The sequence below is a fragment of the Amycolatopsis sp. cg5 genome, from assembly GCF_041346955.1.
Classification (GTDB): Bacteria; Actinomycetota; Actinomycetes; order Mycobacteriales; family Pseudonocardiaceae; genus Amycolatopsis.
In genome coordinates this window covers 1,682,059-1,703,113 of record NZ_CP166849.1, presented here as the reverse complement: position 1 = coordinate 1,703,113, position 21,055 = coordinate 1,682,059, and the positions used below count along the sequence as shown (strand labels likewise).

At 68.3% G+C, this 21,055-nt stretch carries 19 protein-coding genes and 1 tRNA gene; 12 read left to right on the top strand and 8 right to left on the bottom strand.

What is annotated here, in order from left to right; genetic code table 11:
• The first annotated feature begins 402 nt into the window (after positions 1-402).
• The 4 genes from AB5J62_RS07835 (at position 403) to ispH (ending at position 5,253) form a co-directional block, all read left to right on the top strand.
• Positions 403-1,815, top strand: coding sequence for a family 2B encapsulin nanocompartment shell protein (locus AB5J62_RS07835; RefSeq protein WP_370947459.1), 1,413 nt, complete (start codon positions 403-405; stop codon positions 1,813-1,815).
• A gap of 89 nt (positions 1,816-1,904) precedes the next feature.
• Complete coding sequence (locus AB5J62_RS07830) at positions 1,905-3,287, top strand: family 2B encapsulin nanocompartment shell protein (protein ID WP_370947458.1); 1,383 nt, start codon at positions 1,905-1,907, stop codon at positions 3,285-3,287.
• Between the two features lie 15 nt (positions 3,288-3,302).
• Positions 3,303-4,331, top strand: coding sequence for a family 2 encapsulin nanocompartment cargo protein polyprenyl transferase (locus AB5J62_RS07825; protein ID WP_370947457.1), 1,029 nt, complete (start codon positions 3,303-3,305; stop codon positions 4,329-4,331).
• A complete protein-coding gene (gene ispH / locus AB5J62_RS07820) occupies positions 4,321-5,253 on the top strand; it encodes a 4-hydroxy-3-methylbut-2-enyl diphosphate reductase (RefSeq protein ID WP_370947456.1) in 933 nt (310 codons plus the stop codon). The genes AB5J62_RS07825 and ispH overlap by 11 nt, the downstream gene beginning before the upstream one ends.
• A 52-nt stretch (positions 5,254-5,305) precedes the next feature.
• Here ispH and AB5J62_RS07815 read toward each other — a convergent pair whose 3' ends face one another.
• Positions 5,306-6,358 carry a chitinase gene (locus AB5J62_RS07815; RefSeq protein WP_370947455.1) on the bottom strand — a complete coding sequence of 351 codons (1,053 nt, stop codon included), beginning with the start codon at positions 6,356-6,358 and terminating at the stop codon, positions 5,306-5,308.
• A gap of 412 nt (positions 6,359-6,770) precedes the next feature.
• On the bottom strand, positions 6,771-7,892 hold the full coding sequence (locus AB5J62_RS07810; protein WP_370947454.1) for a CapA family protein: 1,122 nt from the start codon (positions 7,890-7,892) through the stop codon (positions 6,771-6,773).
• A gap of 92 nt (positions 7,893-7,984) precedes the next feature.
• On the opposite strand from AB5J62_RS07810, the gene AB5J62_RS07805 reads away from it, so the two are divergent.
• Both AB5J62_RS07805 and AB5J62_RS07800 read left to right on the top strand, forming a co-directional pair.
• Positions 7,985-8,980: a P1 family peptidase gene (locus tag AB5J62_RS07805; protein WP_370947453.1), complete on the top strand. Its 996-nt coding sequence runs from the start codon at positions 7,985-7,987 to the stop codon at positions 8,978-8,980.
• Between the two features lie 65 nt (positions 8,981-9,045).
• A tRNA-Cys gene (locus tag AB5J62_RS07800) sits at positions 9,046-9,116 on the top strand.
• A gap of 45 nt (positions 9,117-9,161) precedes the next feature.
• Here AB5J62_RS07800 and AB5J62_RS07795 read toward each other — a convergent pair.
• Positions 9,162-10,040 (bottom strand): SMP-30/gluconolactonase/LRE family protein, encoded by an 879-nt coding sequence (locus AB5J62_RS07795; RefSeq protein ID WP_370947452.1) that lies wholly within the window; start codon positions 10,038-10,040, stop codon positions 9,162-9,164.
• 317 nt (positions 10,041-10,357) lie between these two features.
• Here AB5J62_RS07795 and AB5J62_RS07790 point away from each other — a divergent pair, with 317 nt between their 5' ends.
• From AB5J62_RS07790 to AB5J62_RS07765, 6 genes are all read left to right on the top strand, one after another.
• Positions 10,358-11,332, top strand: coding sequence for a substrate-binding domain-containing protein (locus AB5J62_RS07790; protein ID WP_370947451.1), 975 nt, complete (start codon positions 10,358-10,360; stop codon positions 11,330-11,332).
• A 75-nt stretch (positions 11,333-11,407) separates the two neighbouring features.
• On the top strand, positions 11,408-12,931 hold the full coding sequence (locus AB5J62_RS07785; protein WP_370947450.1) for a sugar ABC transporter ATP-binding protein: 1,524 nt from the start codon (positions 11,408-11,410) through the stop codon (positions 12,929-12,931).
• Positions 12,928-13,968 carry an ABC transporter permease gene (locus AB5J62_RS07780; RefSeq protein ID WP_370947449.1) on the top strand — a complete coding sequence of 347 codons (1,041 nt, stop codon included), beginning with the start codon at positions 12,928-12,930 and terminating at the stop codon, positions 13,966-13,968. Before AB5J62_RS07785 ends, AB5J62_RS07780 begins: the two co-directional genes overlap by 4 nt.
• Positions 13,965-14,690: a FadR/GntR family transcriptional regulator gene (locus tag AB5J62_RS07775; RefSeq protein ID WP_370947448.1), complete on the top strand. Its 726-nt coding sequence runs from the start codon at positions 13,965-13,967 to the stop codon at positions 14,688-14,690. The genes AB5J62_RS07780 and AB5J62_RS07775 overlap by 4 nt, the downstream gene beginning before the upstream one ends.
• Positions 14,691-14,801: 111 nt before the next feature.
• A complete protein-coding gene (locus AB5J62_RS07770; protein ID WP_370947447.1) occupies positions 14,802-15,905 on the top strand; it encodes a glycoside hydrolase family 88 protein in 1,104 nt (367 codons plus the stop codon).
• Positions 15,906-16,044: 139 nt separating this feature from the next.
• The gene (locus tag AB5J62_RS07765; protein ID WP_370947446.1) at positions 16,045-16,698 is read left to right on the top strand and encodes an HAD family hydrolase; all 654 of its coding nucleotides are present in this window, start codon (positions 16,045-16,047) and stop codon (positions 16,696-16,698) included.
• 232 nt (positions 16,699-16,930) lie between these two features.
• Here AB5J62_RS07765 and AB5J62_RS07760 read toward each other — a convergent pair whose 3' ends face one another.
• From AB5J62_RS07760 to AB5J62_RS07740, 5 genes are all read right to left on the bottom strand, one after another.
• The gene (locus tag AB5J62_RS07760) at positions 16,931-17,323 is read right to left on the bottom strand and encodes a RidA family protein (protein WP_370947445.1); all 393 of its coding nucleotides are present in this window, start codon (positions 17,321-17,323) and stop codon (positions 16,931-16,933) included.
• Between the two features lie 27 nt (positions 17,324-17,350).
• Complete coding sequence (locus AB5J62_RS07755) at positions 17,351-18,655, bottom strand: DNA polymerase IV (RefSeq protein WP_370947444.1); 1,305 nt, start codon at positions 18,653-18,655, stop codon at positions 17,351-17,353.
• 103 nt (positions 18,656-18,758) lie between these two features.
• The gene (locus tag AB5J62_RS07750; protein ID WP_370947443.1) at positions 18,759-19,394 is read right to left on the bottom strand and encodes a 4'-phosphopantetheinyl transferase; all 636 of its coding nucleotides are present in this window, start codon (positions 19,392-19,394) and stop codon (positions 18,759-18,761) included.
• The gene (locus tag AB5J62_RS07745; RefSeq protein WP_370947442.1) at positions 19,391-20,230 is read right to left on the bottom strand and encodes a metallophosphoesterase; all 840 of its coding nucleotides are present in this window, start codon (positions 20,228-20,230) and stop codon (positions 19,391-19,393) included. Before AB5J62_RS07745 ends, AB5J62_RS07750 begins: the two co-directional genes overlap by 4 nt.
• Complete coding sequence (locus AB5J62_RS07740; protein WP_370947441.1) at positions 20,199-20,972, bottom strand: thioesterase II family protein; 774 nt, start codon at positions 20,970-20,972, stop codon at positions 20,199-20,201. The genes AB5J62_RS07745 and AB5J62_RS07740 overlap by 32 nt, the downstream gene beginning before the upstream one ends.
• Between the last annotated feature and the right edge of the window lie 83 nt (positions 20,973-21,055).

Below are 21,055 nucleotides of genomic sequence, written 5' to 3'. Positions count from 1 at the left end.
TCAATTCATTCGAGTGGTTCTACGGAATGACGGACGCGTCACTGAGTTGGCGCAATTCGGCGGACTCATCCCGGCGATCGGAGCGTTTTCCATGACTCGTCCGTTCGGCCGCTACTCCAAACGTGAAGACGCGCGTGACCTCTTGTCACCACAAGACGATCTTTGCCGTGCTTGCCCTGAACGGACCAGCCGTACCGGTGTCGTTGACCGGGAGTCAATCGTCGGACGACTGGCGTTCAGGTGAATATCGGCTCTAACCCATTCGTGTGCTTGTCTGCCGTTGGCGGGTTGCTATGTTGATTCCACGGGGCGGGCTACCGGGGAATTATTCACCAAAAACCCTGTTTACCGCATTTTTAAAAACTACATTTTCCGCACGACTATCGATGGGTGGATCTTGCTGTGACCGTGACCGAATCGGACACTTCTGCCGCAGGCTCACAGGGTGCCGAACATTCGCAGTTGAGCTTGGGCCGGGCCGCCGCGCGGAACCTGGCAACGACGACCAAATCGGTCCCGCAGATGCAGGGCATCTCGTCGCGGTGGCTGCTGAAGATGCTCCAGTGGACGCAGGTCAACGGTGGCGCCTACCGGGTCAACCGGCGCTTGAGCTACGCGGTCGGCGACGGCAGGGTCACCTTCGAGAAGACCGGCACGGACGTCAAGGTCATCCCGGCGGAGCTCGGGGAACTCCCGCCGCTCAAGGGTTACGAGGACGAAGAGGTGCTGCCCGAGCTGGCGCGCCGGTTCACCCAGCACGAATACGAGCCAGGTCAGGTGCTCGTCGAATTCGGCAGCCCGGCCGACACCGTGTACCTGATCGCGCACGGCAAGATCACCAAGACCGGCACCGGCGAATACGGCGACGAGACCGCGCTCGGCGTGCTCAAGGGCGGCGACTACTTCGGCGCGCAGGTGCTCACCTCGACCGACGGGATCTGGGAGTTCACCGCGAAGGCGGTCACCACGGTCACCGTGCTCACGCTGAGCCGTCAGGCCTTCCAGCAGGTGCTCGACCAGTCCGAGTCGCTGCAGGCGCAGATCGCCGCGGCCACCGAGGAGAGCGGCAAGTCCAACAACTTCGGCGAGGCGGAGATCGACATCTCGTCCGGCCACGACGGGGAACCGTTGCTGCCCGGCACCTTCGTCGACTACGAGACCAAGCCGCGCGAGTACGAGCTGAGCGTCGCGCAGACCGTGCTGCGGGTGCACAGCCGGGTCGCCGATCTCTACAACAACCCGATGGACCAGATCGAGCAGCAGTTGCGCTTGACCATCGAGGCGCTGCGTGAGCGCCAAGAGTACGAAATGATCAACAACAAGGACTTCGGCCTGCTGCACAACGCGGACTTCGCGCAGCGGGTGCCGACCCGCACCGGCCCGCCGTCCCCCGACGACTTCGACGAGCTGCTTTCGCTGGTGTGGAAGGAGCCCGGGTTCTTCCTGGCGCACCCGAAGGCGATCGCCGCGTTCGCCCGTGAATGCTCGAAGGCGGGCATCTACCCGACCGGCGTCGACGTCGGCGGCCACAAGGTGCCCGCGTGGCGCGGCGTGCCGATCTTCCCCTGCAACAAGCTCGAGGTCAGCGGCACCCGGACGAGCAACGTGCTGCTCATGCGCACCGGCGAGCAGAACCAGGGCGTCGTCGGCCTGCGCCAGATCGGGCTGCCCGACGAGTACGAACCCGGCCTGAACGTCCGGTTCATGGGCATTTCCGAGCAGGCCATCATCTCCTACCTGGTCAGCACCTACTACTCCGCCGCCGTGCTGGTGCCGGACGCGATCGCGGTGCTGGAGGGCGCACAGGTCGGCTGAGCCACGCCGAACCAGCCAAGCCCGGTGCGTCCACTGTGGACGCACCGGGTCCCTGCCAGCACCCCGAAACCAGATAGGCGGATTCTGCGATGACCACAACGGAGCCGGAGCAGCGGCTGAGCCTGGGCACAGCCGCGGCGCGCAAACTGGCGACGACCACCAAGACCGCGCCGCAGATGCAGGGCATCACGCCGCGCTGGCTGCTGAAGATGCTGCCTTGGGAAGAGGCCAAGGGCGGCGCGTACCGGGTCAACCGGCGGCTGACCTACACCGTCGGCGACGGCCGGGTGAGCTTCACCAACGTCGGCGCCGACATCAGGGTGGTGCCACAGGAGCTGTCCGAGCTGGCGCTGCTGCGTGGTTTCGACGACGAGGACACGCTGGTCGCCCTCGCCGACCGCTTCGTGCAGCACGAATATCAGCCGGGCGACGTGATCGTCGAGCGCGGCACGCCCGCCGACGAGGTCGTGCTGATCGCGCACGGCAAGGTCGGCAAGATCGGTCCTGGCGAGTACGGCGAAGAGGTCGACCTCGGCAACCTCGCCGACGGTGACCACTTCGGCGAGGAGGTGCTCAGCGGGGTCGAGCGGAACTGGCTGTTCACCGCCAAGGCGCTGACCCCGGTGATCGTGCTGAAGCTGCGGTCGTCGGCGTTCCAGGACCTCAACGGGCGCTCCGAACTGCTCAGCCTGCATGTCCAGAATTCGCTGGCGGCGGGCGAAAAGCCGCAGAACGCGCGCGGCGAGGCGGCGATCGACCTGTCGTCGGGCCACGACGGCGAGCCGTGGCTGCCCGGCACGTTCGCCGACTACGAACTCGAGCCACGCGAGTACGAGCTGACGGTCGCGCAGACCGTGCTGCGGGTGCACACCAGGGTCACCGACCTCTACAACGGCCCGATGAACCAGCTGGACGAGCAGCTGCGGCTGACCATCGAGGCGCTGCGGGAGCGTCAGGAGTACGACCTGATCAACAACCGCGAGTTCGGCATGCTGCACAACGCCGACCTGAGCTCGCGCATCCACACCCGCGGCGGCCCGCCCACCCCCGACGACCTCGACGAGCTGTTCAGCAGGCGCCGCAAGACGAAGTTCTTCCTGGCGCATCCGCGCACGATCGCCGCGTTCGGCCGGGAGTGCACCAAGCGCGGGCTGTACCCGGAAGGCACGGTCGTCGACGGCAAGGCCGTCAACGCGTGGCGTGGCTGCCCGATCCTGCCGTCGGACAAGATCCCCATCTCGGAGACCGGCACCTCGTCGATCATCGCGATGCGCACCGGGGTCGAGGACCACGGCGTGATCGGGCTGCACCAGACGGGCCTGCCCGACGAGCACCAGCCGGGGCTGAACGTGCGGTTCCAGGGCATCACCGAGCAGGCGATCGCGACCTACCTGGTCAGCGCCTACTACTCGGCCGCCGTGCTGGTGCCGGACGCGCTCGGCGTGCTGGAAAACGTCGAGATCGCGCGCTAGAGGGGACCATCCGCGATGACCACGATTGACGTGCGCACGCAGTCCAGGCCGGCGCCCCAGGTGCTCGCCTGGACGCGGAGCCTGGTGGAACCGGCGCTGCGCGAGGCCGTCGACCGGCTGCCGGAGTCGATACGGCACATCTCCGGCTACCACTTCGGCTGGTGGGATTCGAGCGGCAAGGCCGACCGCGGCGACAGCGGCAAGGCCATCCGGCCGTCGCTGGTGCTGCTGGCGGCGGAGGCGATCGGCGGCGACCCGGCAACGGCCGTCCCGATGGCGGTCGCGGTCGAGCTCGTGCACAACTTCTCGCTGCTGCACGACGACGTGATGGACGGCGACCTGACGAGGCGCCACCGGCCGACCGTGTGGAGCGTGTTCGGCACCGGTCCGGCGATCTTGGCCGGTGACGCGATGATGACGCTGGCGTTCGACGTGATCGCCGCCAGCGAGCATCCGACCGCGACCAGGTCCATGCGGACGCTGAGCACCGCGGTGCTGCATCTGCTGGAGGGCCAGGCGTCCGACGTCGCGTTCGAGGACCGCACGGACGTCGCGGTCGCCGAATGCGTGACCATGGCCGAAGGCAAGACCGGCGCGTTGCTCGGCGCGGCCTGTGCGCTGGGTGCGCTGGTCGGCGGCGGCAGCGACGATCAGGTCGACCACCTCGGCGGGTTCGGGCGTGACCTCGGGCTGGCGTTCCAGCACGTCGACGACCTGCTCGGCATCTGGGGCGACCCGGCGGTCACCGGGAAGCCGGTCTACTCGGACCTGCAGAACCGCAAGAAGTCGCTGCCGGTGGTGGCCGCGCTCGGGGCGTCGGACGAGCTCGGTGCGTTGTACTACCGGGAAAAGCCGCTCACGGCCGAGGAGCTGGAGCGGGCGGCGGAGCTGGTCGACCGCGCGGGCGGCCGCGCGTGGAGCCAGTCGCAGGCGGACGAATTGCTGGCTCGCGCGTTGTCCAGGCTGGCGTCGGCACGCCCTGGTGCGCGGCCGTCGGCGGAGCTGACCGTACTGGCGAACCTGGCGACCCGACGTGACCACTGACGGGGTGCGGGTGCTGCTGGCGGGCCCGCGGTCGTTCTGTGCCGGCGTGGAGCGGGCGATCGACGTCGTCGACCGCGCGCTCGACCGGCGCGGCGGCCCGATCCACGTCCGCAAACAGATCGTCCACAACACCCATGTTGTGGCGGAGCTCGAAACGCGGGGTGCGGTCTTCGTCGACGAACTCGACGAGGTGCCGGACGGCGCGACGGTGGTCTTCTCCGCGCACGGCGTTTCACCCGCCGTGCGGGAGGAGGCCACCCTCCGGGGTCTGGACGTGATCGACGCGACCTGCCCGCTGGTGACCAAGGTGCACGCGGAGGCCCGCCGGTTCGCGGCACGCGGCGACACGGTGCTGTTCATCGGGCACGCCGGTCACGAGGAAGTCGAAGGCACGCTCGGCGAGGCGCCGTCGTCGATGATCCTGGTGGAGGACGCCGCCGCGGCGGCCGCGGTCGAGGTGCCGGATCCCGCGCGGGTCTCGTACCTGATGCAGACGACGCTCTCGGTGGACGAGGCGGCCGAGGTGGTTTCCGTGCTGGAGCGGCGTTTCCCGCTGCTGCGCGGGCCGGGTTCGGACGACATCTGTTACGCCACCACGAATCGGCAGGACGCGGTGAAGGCCGTCGCCGCCGAGTCGGACCTGCTGCTGGTGGTCGGTTCGGCGAACTCGTCGAACTCCGTGCGGCTGGTGGAAATCGCGTCTCGGATGGGTGTTCCGGCTTATCTGATCGAGGACGCCTCGCTGATCAAGCCTGAGTGGCTCGACGGCGTGCGGGTCGTCGGCCTCACGGCGGGCGCGTCCGCTCCCCCGCGCCTGGTCGACGAGGTGATCGCGGCCTTGGCGCCGGTTTCGGTCGAAGAACGCGTGGTGGCGCGCGAAACCATCCAGTTCACGCTCCCACTGGCAGTGCGAACGGGATAAAGCCCGCTTTACTCCGGGGAGTAAAGCGGGCTTTATCCCGGGCCTGGGTTCGCTAGCGGCCCTGCAGGGACTTCACGTTGTTGCCGAACGTCCAGTTCTTCGAGCCGTCCCAGTTGATCGACCAGTCCATCAGGCCCTTCAGGCTGGTGCCGAAGCTCCGCCAAGCCTGTGAGACCAGCGAAGTCGACATGTACCCGCCGCCGGCACCTGGCTGCGCGGGCAGGCCGGGAACCTGCTTGTCGAACGGAACCTTGATCGTCGTGCCCTGGATGACGAGCCCCTTGTTGAGGCAGTTCGTCTGCGCGACGAAGCCTTGCACGGTGCCGGCCTGGTACGAATCGCCGGAGCAGCCGTACATGCTTCCGTTGTAGTACTGCATGTTCAGCCACCACAGCTTGCCGTTGTCGGCGTACTTCTTCACGATCGGCAGGTACGCGCCCCAGATCGAACCGTAGACGACGCTGCCGCCGGTGACGTAGGCCGTCTCGGGCGCCATGGTGAGGCCGAAGTTCGACGGCATCTTCGACAGCACGCCGTCGATGATGCGGATCAGGTTCGACTGCGACGGCGACAGCGAGTTGATGTTGCCGGTGCCGACGAGCCCGGTCTCGATGTCGATGTCGATCCCGTCGAAGTTGTACTTCTTGAGAATGGGCACGATCGTCGCGACGAACTTGTCCGCCACCGCGCTCGAACTCAGGTCGATCCCGGCGGCCGCGCCACCGATCGACATCAGGATCGTCGCGCCCGCGTCCTTCGCCGCGCACATCTCGGCGGGCGTGGCCACCTTGACGGTCGCGTCCATCCCGTCTTCCCACAACACGGTCCCGTCCGAACGGATGACCGGGAAGGCCGCGTTGATGACGTTGTACCCGTGCGCCGCGATCCGGCTGTCGGTGATGGGAATCCAGCCCAGCGGCGGATGCACGCCGTTGGACGCGCCGTCCCAGTTCTCCCAATACCCTTGCAGCACCTTGCCGGACGGCCGCGACTTCACCGCGCAGACGTCCGCCTGGACGGACGCGGTCGCCGGCTGCCCGCTCAGCGGGACGGCGAGCAAGGCCGCCAGCGCGATACCGAGCACTCGTGATTTCCGACTGAACATACCTGCTCCGATCCTGGAACAAAGGCGTCGTTTCGCCCACGGTAGGCGCGGCCCAGTCCAGGAACAACCGACGTTCGGATGGTCTAGACCAAGTACTCGTCTAGACCAATACCTGGGGTCGTGAGTGGTACGGCCGGTTCTAACCGGCCTAAACACTCACGACCCCTTCGCCCCGGCCAGCTCCGCGTACCCGAGCGGTCGGCACGCGTACCTAAGAAGTCGGCTCACGTACCCAGGGAGTCGGCACACCAGACCGGAAGCGTCGGCGGCGCTCCGACCGTGCGGGTACGCGTGCCGACCCGGCAGGTACGCGTGCCGACCCGCTGGGTACGCGGGGTCGTGAGTGTTTAGACCGGTTAGAACCGGCCGCATCACTCACGACCCCCACAACGACCCGAGCCTGCCGCGGGTGTTAGGCGCCGGGGCGGGTGAGGCCTGCTTTGGCGCCGCCTCGGGAGAGCACGACCTCGTCGGTGTCCTTCAGCGCTTGCTTGGCCCGGTCGTCAAGCTTGCCCGCTGTCAGGTCGGTCAGGCGCAGCGGCGGGCCGAGGCGGAGCAGGGTCGGGACGTACTCGGCCTTGTCGACGGCCCAGCCGTCGGCGCTCTTGCGGAAGGTGAAGCGGGCGGCGACGCCTTCCTCGGTCGACCCCTTCGGCTCGGAGTGGCGAGCGACGTGGTTGCCGAGGCCGTAGGCGACCCATTTGCCGCCGACCTGCTCGATGGGCTGGACCACGTGGGCGTGGTGGCCGATGATCAGCGAGATCGAGTCCTCGGCGAGCAGTTTCTTGGCCAGCAGGCGCTGCTCGTCGGTGACTTCGTGCTGGTACTCGACGCCCCAGTGCAGGCTGACCAGCACGACTTCGGCGCCGGCCGCGCGGGCGGCCTTGGCCGCGGCGATGATGCGGGCCGCGTCGATCTGGTTGGCGAGCCAGGGTTTGCCTTCGGGGACCTTGATGCCGTTGAAGCCGAACGCGTAGGAGATCTGGGCGACCTTGACGCCGTGCACGTCCAGGATGAGCGGCTTGGCCGCTTCGGCCGAAGTGCGCGCCGAGCCGGTGTGCTTGATGCCGGTCTCGTCGAGTTTGTCGAGGGTGCGCTTGATGCCGTCGGCGCCCTGGTCGAGCGTGTGGTTGGACGCGGTCGAGCAGGTGTCGTAGCCAGTGTCCTTGAGCGCGTCGGCCACCTCGGGCGGCGCGCTGAACGACGGGTAGCCGCTGTATGGGCCGCCTTTTTCGGCGAGCGGGGTTTCGAGGTGACAGACCGCGAGGTCCGCCTTTTCGACCACCGGCTTGATGCCCGCGAACAGTGGCCGGTAGTCGAACTCACCGTCCTTCGCGTCCTCGCGAGCCTGGTCGGTCAGCGCCGGGTGGATGAGCACGTCACCCGTCGCCACCACCGAAAACGTGGTCTCGGGGGCCTTCGCTGCCGGCTGCGGCGTCGATGGCGGCGGAGCCGTGGTCGGGGTGGTCGCGGAACAGGCGCCCACGAGCGTCAGTGCGGCGAGGACGGTCAAGGGCTTCGCGAAATTAGACATCAAGCCCCATAGTGCCTTACCCCATTCGTGGACGTCACTAGGCCACTTGTGTTCACCCTGTCACTTTCCGTGCGCGGCACTACGATCAACGCATGACCGCGGGCCTGCTGAATTCGCTGACCGACGTGCCCGGCATCCGGGTCGGGAACGCCACCCGGATCGGGGACGGGGCGCTGACCGGCACCACCGTGATCGTGCCGCCGCCCGGCTCGGTCGCGGGCGTCGACGTCCGCGGTGGCGCGCCCAGCACCCGCGAGACGGCCGCGCTCGACCCGCGCAACGGCGCGCACTCCCCCGCCGCGTTCGTGCTCACCGGCGGGAGTTCGTACGGGCTGTCGGCAGCGCACGGTGTCTGCGAGGCGCTGGGCGGCCTGGTGCCCGCGGCCGCGTTGTTCGACCTGGGCCGCGGTGGCGACTTTTACGCCCGCCCCGACGTCGACACGGGCTTGAAGGCGCTGCACGCGGCGGACGAATACGCGGTGGCGGAAGGAAACGTCGGCGCGGGCACCGGCGCGCTGACCGCCGAGATGAAGGGCGGGCTCGGGTCGGCGAGCACGGTGCTGCCGGACGGCACCGTCGTCGCGGCGCTGCTCGCGATGAACGCCGTCGGCTCGACGATCGGCCCCGACGGCCTGCCGTTCGGCGCAGGCTTCGGCGAGACCAGCCGAGTGCGCGACGGGAAGATCGTGGACTGGTCGGAATTCGTCCTGTCCACACCGGACAGTGAGACCGTCCACACGGCACAGGAGCTGCTCGGGAAGACCGTTCGCGCACGCACGACGCGCAAACCGATGAACACCGTCATCGGGATCGTCGCCACCGACGCGATCCTCACCCCGGTCGAGTGCCATCAACTCGCCCTCCGCGCACAGGATGGCCTGGCGCTGGGGATTCAGCCGTCACATTGCCTCGGAGACGGCGACACGCTCTTCGCCACCGCAACCGGGAAGACGACAGCCGACATCGACAGCCTGCTCGAAGCGGCCAGTGTCGTGGTCGCCCGCGCGATCGTCCACGCGGTACTCGCCGCCGACTCGGTGACCACCGGCTGGGGCCACATCGCGTCTTATCGCGAGCTCTACCTCTGATCTCACTCTATGGAATCCGTTGCGGCGACGCGTGATCCACGGTTTCCTGAAGAGGTACCAAGCACGGTGGAGTGGCCGAGAGGCGAGGCGAAGGTCTGCAAAACCTTTCACACGGGTTCGAATCCCGTCTCTACCTCAACAACGTGAAGGCCTCGTCGGGAGACGAGGCCTTCACGCGTTGTCAGCGTGGGAGTTCGCCGGCGAACGGAACCGTCGGCGGCCCGGAAAACCCGGTCTCACAAGCGAAAACCTGACCCGCGTACGGCTCGTCGAGGCCGTGCGTGCGCGCCGTCGTGATGAACAGCGTCCGCCCGCCCGGTCCGCCGAACGTGCAGCACGTCGTGCGCGCGACGGGCACGGTGACGACGACGTCCACCTCACCTGAGGGCGTGTAGCGGCGAACCTGGCCGCCATCCCAGAAGGCGACCCAAATGCCGCCCTCGTCGTCGACGGTCAGGCCGTCCGGCACCGGCGGCGGCCCGTCCAGCTTGGTGACCTGACGCGGATTCGTCGGGGTGCCGGTCGCGACGTCGTAGTCGTAGACCTCGAACGAGCAGATCGGGCTGTCGACGTAGTACATCAGCTTGCCGTCGGGGCTCCAGCCGATGCCGTTGGAGACGCCGACGCCATCGCGGAACCGCGTCACCTTCCCGTCCAGGTCGACGCGGTACAGGCTGCCCGCCGCGGCCTCGCGCTCATGCGTGCTGCCCGCCCAGAACCGGCCTGCCGGGTCGCATTTCGCGTCGTTCATCCGCGTGCCCGGCACCGCGGAGCCGACCTCGGCCAGCGCGGTCACCGTGCCGTCGCGGCCGATCGCGGTGAACCCAGGCCCGGCCGCGGCCAGCCAGCCGCCGTCCGCGCGCGGGACGACCGCGCCGACCGAGCCGCCGACCTTGATCGTCGTGGTGTGCGTCAGCGCGCCCGCCTCGAAGGTGCCCAGGTGCAGTTCGCCCGCCGGGATGTCGATCCACGACAACTCCCCGTGCCCCGCGTCCCAGCCGGGGCCCTCGCCCAGCACACAAGCCGGCCCGCCCAGTAACTCCGCTGTCAGCTCTCGCATGCGCTCAGCCTAGTGGTTTGTCGACAACCGAACTCAAGTCAACAAGAACACCCACATCAGCAAACGCCCAGCAAAACGCATGTGCGTGTCCATAAATACGACAATTGTCAACGCGCACCGTGACGATCAGTGACGAAAAGTGCATGTCGATCAGTTAACCGGCAGGCAGCAGCCTCTTGACTCCGCCGCGAATACTGTTTTGTAATACGAGACACACGGCGTTCACCCGCCCGCAACACTCATCCCCGGTCCCATGGGAGCACTTGATGTCCACATACCCGCACAGGCTGCGTGCCTGGAGCGCTGTTGGTTGTTGTTTGATTGCCGGTGCGGTTCTCGCCGGTTGTTCCTCCGGCAAGGAGACGACCGCGCCGGCGCAGGACGCGCCGAAGGACGGCAAGATCACCCTGTTCTACCTGCAGAAGCAGGGTGACCAGCAGTACTTCGTCGAGCAGGCGCAGGGTGCGAAGGACAAGGCCAAGGAGCTCGGCGTCGACCTCAAGGTGGTCAACCTGGGCCAGGACGCCAACAAGGCCATCAACGAACTCGACGCCGCGGTCGCGCAGGGCGCCAACGGCATCGCGATCGTCGTGCCGGACCAGGCGATCGGCCCGCAGGTGATCGACGCGGCCAAGGCCAAGGGCATCCCGCTGGTCGCCTCGGACGACGTGATCAAGGACAACGCGGGCGCGAAGGCCCCGTTCGTCGGCTTCAACGGCTCCGCGATGGGCACCGAGGTGGGCAAGGAGGCCGCGAAGCTGTTCAAGGCGGCGGGCTGGGCCGCGGCCGACACCAAGATCATCAGCGCCTACAAGCAGGACCTGACCGTCTGCACCGACCGCGTCAAGGCCGCCAAGGAGGCCTTCGCGAAGGACGCGGGCGCCGACGTCGGCGTCGTCGAGGTCGGCACGGACAACACCCCGGTCGACGCGCAGAACCGGACCGGCGCGGTGATCGGCTCCAACCCGAACGTCAAGCACTGGGTCGTCTGGGGCTGCAACGACGAGAACGAGACCGGCGCGGTCACCGCGCTGGCGAACGCGGGCATCAAGGCGGCCGACACCATCGGCGTCGGCCTCGGCGCGTACCTGACCTGCAAGGACTGGGCGGCGGGCAAGGACACCGGCAACAAGGCCGCGCTGTTCATCTCCGGCGCCGAGGTCGGCAAGACCGCGGTCCAGGTGCTCTTCGACAAGGTCAAGAACTCGAAGGACCTCCCGGCCGAGACGATCGCCAAGACCCAGATCGTCAACAAGGACAACTTCAAGACCGCAGGCGTCAACTGCACCTGAGTCACCCGCCCGGCGCCGTCACGTTGACGGCGCCGGGCGCCTTGTCCGCCGTGAACTACCCCAAGGAAGACCAGCATGTCCGCACCACCGCCTGTCGCGCTGCGCGCGGAGGGCATCAGCAAACGCTTCGCCGCGGTGGCGGCGCTCAGTGACGTCAGCCTCGACTTCCGCCCCGGCGAGGTGCTCGCGCTGATGGGCGAGAACGGCGCAGGCAAGTCGACGTTGCTGCGCGTGCTCTCCGGCGACCACGCCCCCACCGAAGGCCACCTCGAGATCAACGGCGAGCGCGTCGCCTTCGACACCCCGCGAGCCGCGATGGCGGCCGGTGTCCGGGTGATCTACCAGGAACCCGAGATCATCCCGCACGTCTCGGTGGCGGAGAACGTCTTCGTCGGCGAACTGCCGCACAAAGGCCGGGTCTTCAACCGCCGCGCGCTCATCCAGGCCACCGAGGAAGCGTTGGAGCGCTACGGTTTCGCCGGCGTGCTCGACCCGGCCACGCTCGGCAGCAGGCTCTCGCCCGCGCAGCGGCAGCTGGTCGAAATCCTGCGTGTGCTCGTCGCCGTCACGCCGCCGAAGGTCATCGCCTTCGACGAACCGACCTCGTCGCTGTCCGAGCACGAGGTCGAAGCGCTGTTCCGGCTGATCCGCAGGCTGCGCGACGACGGCGTCGCGGTGGTCTACGTGTCACACCGGATGAACGAGATCTTCCAGCTCGCCGACCGGATCGCCGTGCTGCGCGACGGCAGGCTGATCGGCGCGCGCGAGGCCTCGTCTACCGACGAGAACGAGCTGATCCGGATGATGATCGGCCGTGACCTGTCGGAACTCGTGCGCCGCTCCGGTTCCGACACCGGCGACGTGATGCTCAAGCTGACCAACGTGTCGACCGACGACGTCGAGGACATCTCGTTCGAGGTGCGCACCGGCGAGGTCGTCTGCCTCGCGGGCCTGGTCGGCGCGGGCCGATCCGAACTCGCGAAGGCGATCGTGGGCGATTTCCCCGTCCGCTCGGGCACTGTCGAACTCGACGGGAAACCCTTGCGCGCCAAGAATCCCGGCGACGCGGTCAAGGCGGGCATCGGGTTCGCGCCCGAGGAGCGCAAGACCGACGCGCTGCTGATGCAACGGTCCGTCCGTGACAACGTGAGCATCGCCGTGCTGGACCGGATTCGCCGGTTCCGGGTGGTGAAGCGGGCCAAAGAACGCGCGCTGGTGGACGAATACGTCCGCGAGCTGCGCGTGCGGACACCTTCGATGGAGCAGGAAGTCCGCAAGCTTTCCGGCGGCAACCAGCAGAAGACCGTGCTCGCGCGCTGGCTCGCGCGGCACCCGAAGCTGCTGATCCTCGACGAGCCGACGCGTGGCGTCGACGTCGGCGCCAAGGCCGAGATCTACCGGATCATCGACGGGCTCGCCCGTGACGGCATGGCGCTGCTGGTCATCTCCTCCGACCTGCCCGAGGTGCTCGGGCTGGCCGACCGCATCGTGGTGATGCGCGGCGGCCGGGTCGCGGGCGAGATCGCCAGGTCCGAAGCCACCGAAGAAGCCGTACTCACCCTCGCCATCCCGGCCACCGAAGCAGAGGTGACCCCATGACCGCGCCCACCCGCCAGGAGAACCCCATGTCCGCCGAACCCGCCGAAGCCACGGCCAGGATCTCGCCGATCCGCCGCGTGCTCACCGGCATGGGCGTGCAGAACAGCAGCCTGATCCTCACCCTGATCGCGCTGGTCGTGCTGCTGAGCTTCCTCAACGAGAACTTCTTGCGCACCAACAACCTGTTGCTCATCGGCAGCGCGATCACCATCATGGGCCTGCTCTCGCTGGTGCAGACGCTGGTGATCATCCTGGGCGCGCTGGACATCTCGGTCGGCTCGATGGCCGGGCTCGCCTCGGTCGTCTCGGCGATGGTCTACACCTCGACCGGCAGCTCCGGCGCCGGCATCCTCGCCGCGGTCGTCGTCGGGCTGATCTGCGGCCTGGTCAACGGCATGATCATCATCTTCGGCCGGGTCAACCCGGTGGTCGCCACGCTCGGCACGCTCGCCACCTACAAGGGCATCGCGCAGGTCGTCTCGGACGGCAAGGCGCAGGGCTACACCGGCGCCGACGACCTGTTCATCTTCCTCGCGAAGGGCTCGGTGCTCGGCCTGCCGACGCTGGTCTGGGTGTTCTTCATCGTCGCGGCGATCCTGCACTTCCTGTTGCGCTACACCGACATCGGCCGCAACATCTTCGCGATCGGCGGCAACGACACCGCCGCACGGCTGGCCGGTATCAACATCAACCGCTACATCATCGGCGTGTACGCGCTCGTCGGCATGGTCGCCGCGATCGCGGGCCTGCTGATCACCGCGCGGACCGGGTCCGGCCAGCCGACGTCCGGCTCCGAAGGCCTCGAACTGCAGGCCGTCACCGCGGCCGCGCTGGGCGGCACGATGCTCAAGGGCGGCAAGGGATCCATCGTCAGCACCGTGCTCGCGGTGTTCATCGTCGGCGTGCTCGACAACGGCATGTCCGGGCTCGGCATCAACCAGTTCTGGCAGAACGTCGCGCACGGCCTGCTGCTGGTCGCCGCCGTGGTCCTGCAGCAGCTGCGCAGCGGGGAACGCCGCGTCGGTCTGCCTGCGTGAGCAGGCCAGCCGCCAAGGACGGCGAGTCCCGCGCCGGTGGCCGGAACCTGCACGCCCGCATCGTCGACGAGCTGGGCAGGCTGATCGTCACCGGCGTGCTCGGCGACGGTCAGCCCTTGGTGCCCGAGGACATCGGGCGCCGGTTCGGCGCTTCCCGGACGGTGGTCCGGGAAGCGCTGCGGGTGCTCGAATCCAAGGGCATGGTCACCGCGCGGCCCCGCGTCGGCACCTGGACGCTGCCGCCCGATGACTGGGACGCCATCGATCCCGACGTGATCGCCTGGCGGATGAAGGGGCCGAACGGCGGCCATCAACTACGCGAACTGCTCGAACTGCGGCTCACCATCGAGCCGCAGGCGGCGCGGCTGGCCGCCCAGCACCGGCGGCCAGACGAATTGTCCAAAATGGCCGCCGCGTACGAGCGCATGGCCGACGCGGTGGACCGAGTGGACCACGAATCGTTCAAGACGGCCGATTGCGAATTCCACGCCGCGCTCATCCGCGCGTCCGGCAACGCGCTCATCGCGCAGTTGCAGGTGCCGGTGGTCGCCGCGCTCAACGCGCGCGGCGAACTGCTCGACGCGCCGGGCGACCTGTCGGTTTCCACGCTGGTGCTGCATTCACGGGTGCTGACCATGGTGCTCGCGAAGAACGCCGACGGCGCTGAAACTGCTTCCCGGCGGCTGCTCGAATCAATGGTCCCGACGCCGGATCTGGCTTGACATATCGGTTTTGTGCATAAGCACCCCGCTCAGCGGTCCATTGACACTGTCAGTGGTTCAGACCATAGTCGGCTTTCGACCGCCGCCACGGAAAACGCACAGGAGACGGAAATGTCCGTTCGTATCCGCGCGCTCGCGTTAGCTCTCGCGGCCGCGTTGACCAGTGGCCTCGCCACCACTGCCACCGCTGCCCCGGTGCCGGCCGACCTGTGCGACGTCGCACAGAAAATGGTCTCGGCAGGCGACTACTGGGTGAACAACGGCACGAACCTGGCGTCGAACGGCTGGGAGAACGCCACCTTCCACGTCGGCAACCTCGCGCTCGTGCGCACCACCGGCGTCTCCAACCACAAGACGCTGCCGTGGGCCAAGGCCAACAACTACCTGCTGCAGACCTCGAGCAACCCGTTCTTCCCCGACCACGAGGCGGCCGGCGAGGCCTACCTCGACCTGTACACCTACTTCCACCCGGACGCGCCCATCATCGCCGACCTGCGCAAGCGCGTCGCGGACGAGGTCGCGAGCGTGCAGAAGGGCCACAACAAGTACTGGAACTACGTCGACGCGCTGAACATGGCGATGCCGTCGTTCGCCAGGCTCGGCGTGCTCGACAACAGCCCCGCCACCCTCGACGCGATGCAGACCCTGTTCCGCTACACCGAAAAGGGCGTCAACGGCCGCGGCCTGTTCAGCGAGGCGACCGGCCTGTGGTGGCGCGACGGCGGCTACATCGGCAGCAACACCTTCTGGTCGCGCGGCAACGGCTGGGCGCTCTCGGCACTGACCAAGGTCCTGCAGGTGCTGCCCGCGAACGACCCGCGCCGCGCGGAGTACATCCGGGTGTTCAAGAAGATGGCGACCACGCTCAAGGCCGTGCAGCGCTCGGACGGCTTCTGGAACTCGAGCCTGCTCAACCCGTACCAGTACGGCGGCCCGGAAAGCAGCGGCACGGCGTTCTTCACCTACGGCATCGCGTACGGCATCAACGCGGGCATCCTCGACGCGGCGGCGTACAAGCCGGTCGTCGACAAGGGCTGGAAGGCACTGTCGACCAAGGCTTTGCAGGCCAACGGGCTGCTCGGCTACGTCCAGCCGGTCGGCGCCAAGCCAGGCCCGTCGAAGCCGGACGGCACCGCCGCGTACGGCGTCGGCGCCTTCCTGCTCGCCGGCCAGCAGGTCGCGAAGCTCACGCCGGGGTGCGCGCCACCCGCGTAGCCAAACACGCTTGAAGGCCCTCTGGGGCCTGAAAGCTTCATGGGCGCGCCTCTTTTCCGGGCCGCCAGGCCCGGAAGTTTTCGGGGCGCCGGGCCGGAGGCCTGTCGACCCGAAAACTTGAGCGCGCTTAAATAGCACAGTGGCTGAAGCGTTGATCTTCGATTTTGACGGCTTGCTGGTCGACACCGAGACGGCGGTGCTGGCCAGCTGGCGGGAGACCTTCGCCGAGTTCGGGCTCGAGGTGCCGATGGACGTGTGGCACACGGTCATCGGCACCCACCGGACCGCGCAGGTCATGTTCGACCTGCTGGAAGACCACGCGGGCCCGCTCGACCGGCTCGCCTACCGCGCCAAGTCCAGGGCCCGGGTGCTCGCCATGCTCGAAGCGGAGGGCACCCGGCCGGGAGTGGCGGGCTACCTCGACGACGCGGCGGCGCTCGGGCTCCGGCTCGGCGTCGCCTCGAGCTCGTCGGCCGAATGGGTCGAAGGCCATCTCGCCAGACTCGGCCTGCGGGAGCAGTTCGACACCGTGGTCACCGGCGACCGTTTTCCCGCCAAGCCCAGGCCGGACCTCTACCTCGCGGCGCTGGCGGCGTTGCGTTCGGACGCCGCCGACGCGGTCGCGTTCGAGGACTCGCCGAACGGCGTGACCGCCGCGAAGGCCGCGGGCCTGCGGTGTGTCGCCGTGCCGAACCCGATCACCGCGTCGCTCGGCTTCGACCACGCGGACCTGGTGCTGACGTCGTTCACGGACAAGTCACTCGGCGAGATCCTGCTCGCGCTGGCCTCGTGAGTGTTTTCGCCGGTTAGAACCCGGAAGGGCGAGCGTGGCAGGCACTCGTGGCCGCTGCGCCAGGTGGGACGACGTGAACGCCCCGTTCGCAACGTTGAAAGTTGTGAACGGGGCGTGGGGTATTGGACGTGACGAAGGGGGCCCATGTCACGCTCAGCGTTACAAGGGTGGCCTTTGTGTGGTTCAGCCGGGCCCACACCGCCGCGGGGCGGGGAGCGGGACACGACCCTCGCTAGGGCAGCGCGACGACGGCGTCGATCTCGATCTCGATCGACGGGTACGCGAACCCGGCGACCTCGATCAGCGTGGCGGCCGCGGGGCGCGCCTGGTCGCCCAGCACCTCGGCGCGGATCTCCCGCATGCGCGGCAGTTTGCTCGCGTCGATGAGGTACCAGCCGAACTTGACCACATCGGACCAGGTGGCGCCGAGCCCGGTGAGGACGCGGCCGAGGTTCTCCAGCGCCAGCCGGGTTTGCGCGTCGAACCCTTCGGCGGCCTTGCCTTCGGCGTCGACCCCGATCTGCCCGGTGACGAACGCGAGCCGCCCGGTGGTCGTCACCGCGTGCGCGAGGCCGGGGGTCGCGTGGACCTCGGGGACTTCGGTCAAACGGTCGGTGATGGGCACGAAGGTCTCCTCATCCGTTGGGGGCCTTCAGACTTTAAGACAGTCCGTGGCCTCTCCCCGTCGAAGTTCGGGATCTTCAGCAAGAAACGTGCGAGCCGGGCCGGGCCCGGAATGCCTTGTCTCGAACCGAACGGTCACCCGGCCCTGCCCGGCGCCCTGCACCCACCCGGTGCCGAACTCCGCGTGGACCACGTCGTCGCCGGCGCGCCACTCCGAGCGTGCTGCTTTCACGGGAACGGCTTTGGGGATTTCCTCGACCGGCGGCGCGGGCACGGCGACCGTGAACAGCGGATCCTGGTGCGGCTCGGAAAGCCCGCTGAACCCGACACCGGCGAGCCGCACCCCGCCGAACTCGGCCGGGTCGATGAGCAGCCGCTCGGCCATCGCGGTCAGCTGGTCGACGTCATCGGTCGGGAACGTGGTCGTTTCGGACCGGGTCACGATGCTCATGTCGGTGTGCCGCAGCTTGATCACGACCGTCCGCGCGACCCGGCCCGACTTCACGAGCCTGGCATGCGCGCCCTGCGCGATCCGCCGGATCTCGGTGCGCAGCCTCGGCAGGTCGATGATGTCGACGTCGAACGTCGTCTCGGCGCTGACCTGCTTCGCCTCCCCGCGCTCGGCGACCGGCCGGTCGTCGATCCCCGAGGCGAGCAGCCGCAGGTCCCGCCCGACGCTGCCGAACAACGCCTTGGCCTCCTTTTCGGACAGCGCGGCGAGCTGGCCGAGCGTGAGGATGTCCATCCGCTTCAGCTTCGCCTCGGCGACCGGCCCGATCCCCCACATCGCGCGCACGGGCAGATCGGCGAGGAACTCACGCTCGCCGCCGTGCGGGACCACGACGAAACCGTCCGGCTTCGCCCGGTCCGACCCGATCTTGGCGACCTGCTTGCCCGCGCCCGCGCCGACCGACGCGGTCAGCCCGGTCTCGGCGCGGATGCGACTCCGCAGCTTCTCGACGAAAACACGGACTTCGTCTGCCGTCGCGCCGACCAGCTCGGGCGGCTCGGCGAAGGTCTCGTCCAGCGAGATGCGTTCCAGCACCGGCGCGTACTCGCCGACGATGCCGAACACCTCCCGGCTCAGCTGCTCGTACAGCTTGAACCGCGGCGGCAGGATCACCCCGCCCGCCGGCAGCAACCTCCTCGCCTGGGACATCGGCATCGCCGAGTGCACGCCATGCGGCCTCGCCTGATAACTGGCCCCGGCGACCACCCCGCGCGGCCCGGTGCCCCCGACCACCACCGCCCTGGTCGCCAGCGTCGGCCGGGTCAGCTGCTCGGCCGCCGCGAAAAAGGCGTCGAGGTCCAGGTGCACGACCCATCGACTCACCGGCCCATCGTGACACAGGGGTCCGACAAAACCCCGAAAGCCACTTTCGGCAGGTGTCATCTGCCGAAAGTGGCTTTCGGGCTTTGACCGACCAGGTACGCGCTCAGCCCAGCAGGGTGATGGCGGTCAGCAGCAGACCGTCGGCGGCCAGCCAGTTTCCGCGCAGTACCGGGCCGTCGGGGATCAGCAGGCGAGCGGTGAACTCACCGGAACGGTCCGCGACGATCAGCGCGTCCTCGAACTCCAGGCGGGTGCCCGTCAGCGGGTACCAGGTCTTGTAGACCGACTCCTTCATGCTGAACAGCAGCCGGTCCCACCGCACCGTCGGGTCGGCCATCAGCGAACGCCGGATCCATGCCTGCTCCTCGGGCAGCGCGATGGTCTCCAGCACGCCCTCCGGAAGTGGACCGTTGGGTTCGGCGTCCAGGCCGAGTGCGGCCACTTCGGCGGTCCGCGCCAACGCCACCGCGCGGTAGCCGGCGCAATGCGTGATGCTGCCGACGATCGACGCGGGCCAGCGCGGCGCGCCGTGCGGGCCTGGCAGGACCGGGGCCGCGGGCACGCCCAGTTCGGCGAAGGCCTGGCGGGCGCACCAGCGGGCGGTGGTGAACTCGCGGCGGCGCTTGTCGACCGACTTTTCGATCAGGAGCGCCTCTTCCGGGAAGAGTTCGACGTCGGCGGGGTCGTCGAAGGACTCGCACCAGACCACCGGGGACGGGAGCAGCTTGCCGAGCATCATGCGCGGACCTCCGGCAGGATGACCCGCGGATCCGTGCCGGGGTGCCAGGAGCGACGCCATTCGCGCGGATAGCCGACCGAGACCTCTTCGAACCGGACGCCGTCGTGCCAGCTCGTGCGCGGGATGTGCAGATGCCCGTAGACCGCGATCTGGCAGCGGAACCGCTTGTGCCAGTCGGCGGTGCGGGAAGTTCCACACCATTGGGCGAACTCCGGGAAATGCAGGATGTCCGTCGGGTCGCGCAGCAGCGGGTAGTGGTTGACGAGGATCGTGCCCAGCTCCGGATCGCACGCGGCGAGGCGCGCTTCGGTCTCCTCAAGCCTTGCGTGACACCAGGCCTCGCGCGTCGGGTACGGATCCGGGTGCAGGAAGAACTCGTCCGTGCAGACGACGCCCTTTTCCTCGGCTTGAGAAAGCGCCTGTGCCTTAGTACGCGCTGTCGGCGTGCGCCAGCTGTAGTCATAGAGAAGGAACAGCGGCGCGATGAGCAGTGGGCCGCCAGGGCCCTCCCACGTTTGATAAGGGTCTTCAGGCGTCAGCACGCCCAGGTTCTTGCAGATGTCCACGAGGTGCCGGTAGCGCTCCTCGCCGCGTAACTGGACCGCGTCCTGTTTCGGAGTCCACAGCTCGTGGTTGCCCGGCACCCAGATCACGCGGGCGAAGTTGCGGCTCAGCGTCTCCAGCGCCCAGGTGATCTCTTCGACGATCTCGCCGACGTCGCCCGCGACGATCAGCCAGTCCTCGTCGGTCTTCGGCCGGATCCGTTCGACGATCGCGCGGTTGTCCTCGTACGCGACGTGCAGATCACTGATGGCCAGCAGGTTCGCCCGCCCCATCGGTCACCTCCCATAGGGTCGTGGTGATGGTGTCCAGCACGGCCTCGGTGTGGAAGTCGAGGTAGAAATGGCCGCCGTAGAACACCTTCAGCTCGAACTCCGACTCGGTGTGCTCGCCCCACGCGCCAGCCTCGTCCAGGGTGACCTGCGGGTCGTCGTCACCGGTCAGCGCGACGATCGGGCAGTGCAGGCGCGGGCCTGGCTGATACCGGTACGTCTCGGCCGCTTTGTAGTCGGCGCGGACGGCGGGCAGGATCATCCGCAGGATCTCGTCGTCGAGCATGGCCGCGGTCGCGCCGCTCATCGCCTTGAGGCTGGCGATGATGGCGTCGTCGTCGGCCTGCCACACGTTCTCGTCACGGAACGTCGACGGCGCGCGGCGCCCCGACGCGAACAGCACGACCGGCGTGACGCCCGCCTTCTCCAGCCGGATCGCCACCTCGAACGCGATCGTCGCGCCCAGGCTGTGCCCGAACAACGCGATCGGCCGGTCGGTGCGCTCCAGCAACTCGGGCGTGATGGCGTCGGCGAGGTCGCCGACGTCGTCGAGACACGGCTCCGCGCGGCGGTCCTGTCTGCCGGGGTACTGGACGCCCAGCACCTCGACCGACGGGGTCAGCGACGCCGACAGCCCGTAGTAATAGGTGGCCGCCCCGCCCGCGTGCGGGAAGCAGACCAGCCGGGTGTGCGGATCGGGCGCGCCGTGGAAGTTGCGGATCCAGGCGCTGTTTTCGCTGCTCATGCGGCGGACTCCAGCCAGGAGATGGGGAGAAGGAAGACCCTTTTCATTCAAGCGACGGCCCGCCCGGTACCGCCAGAGGATCA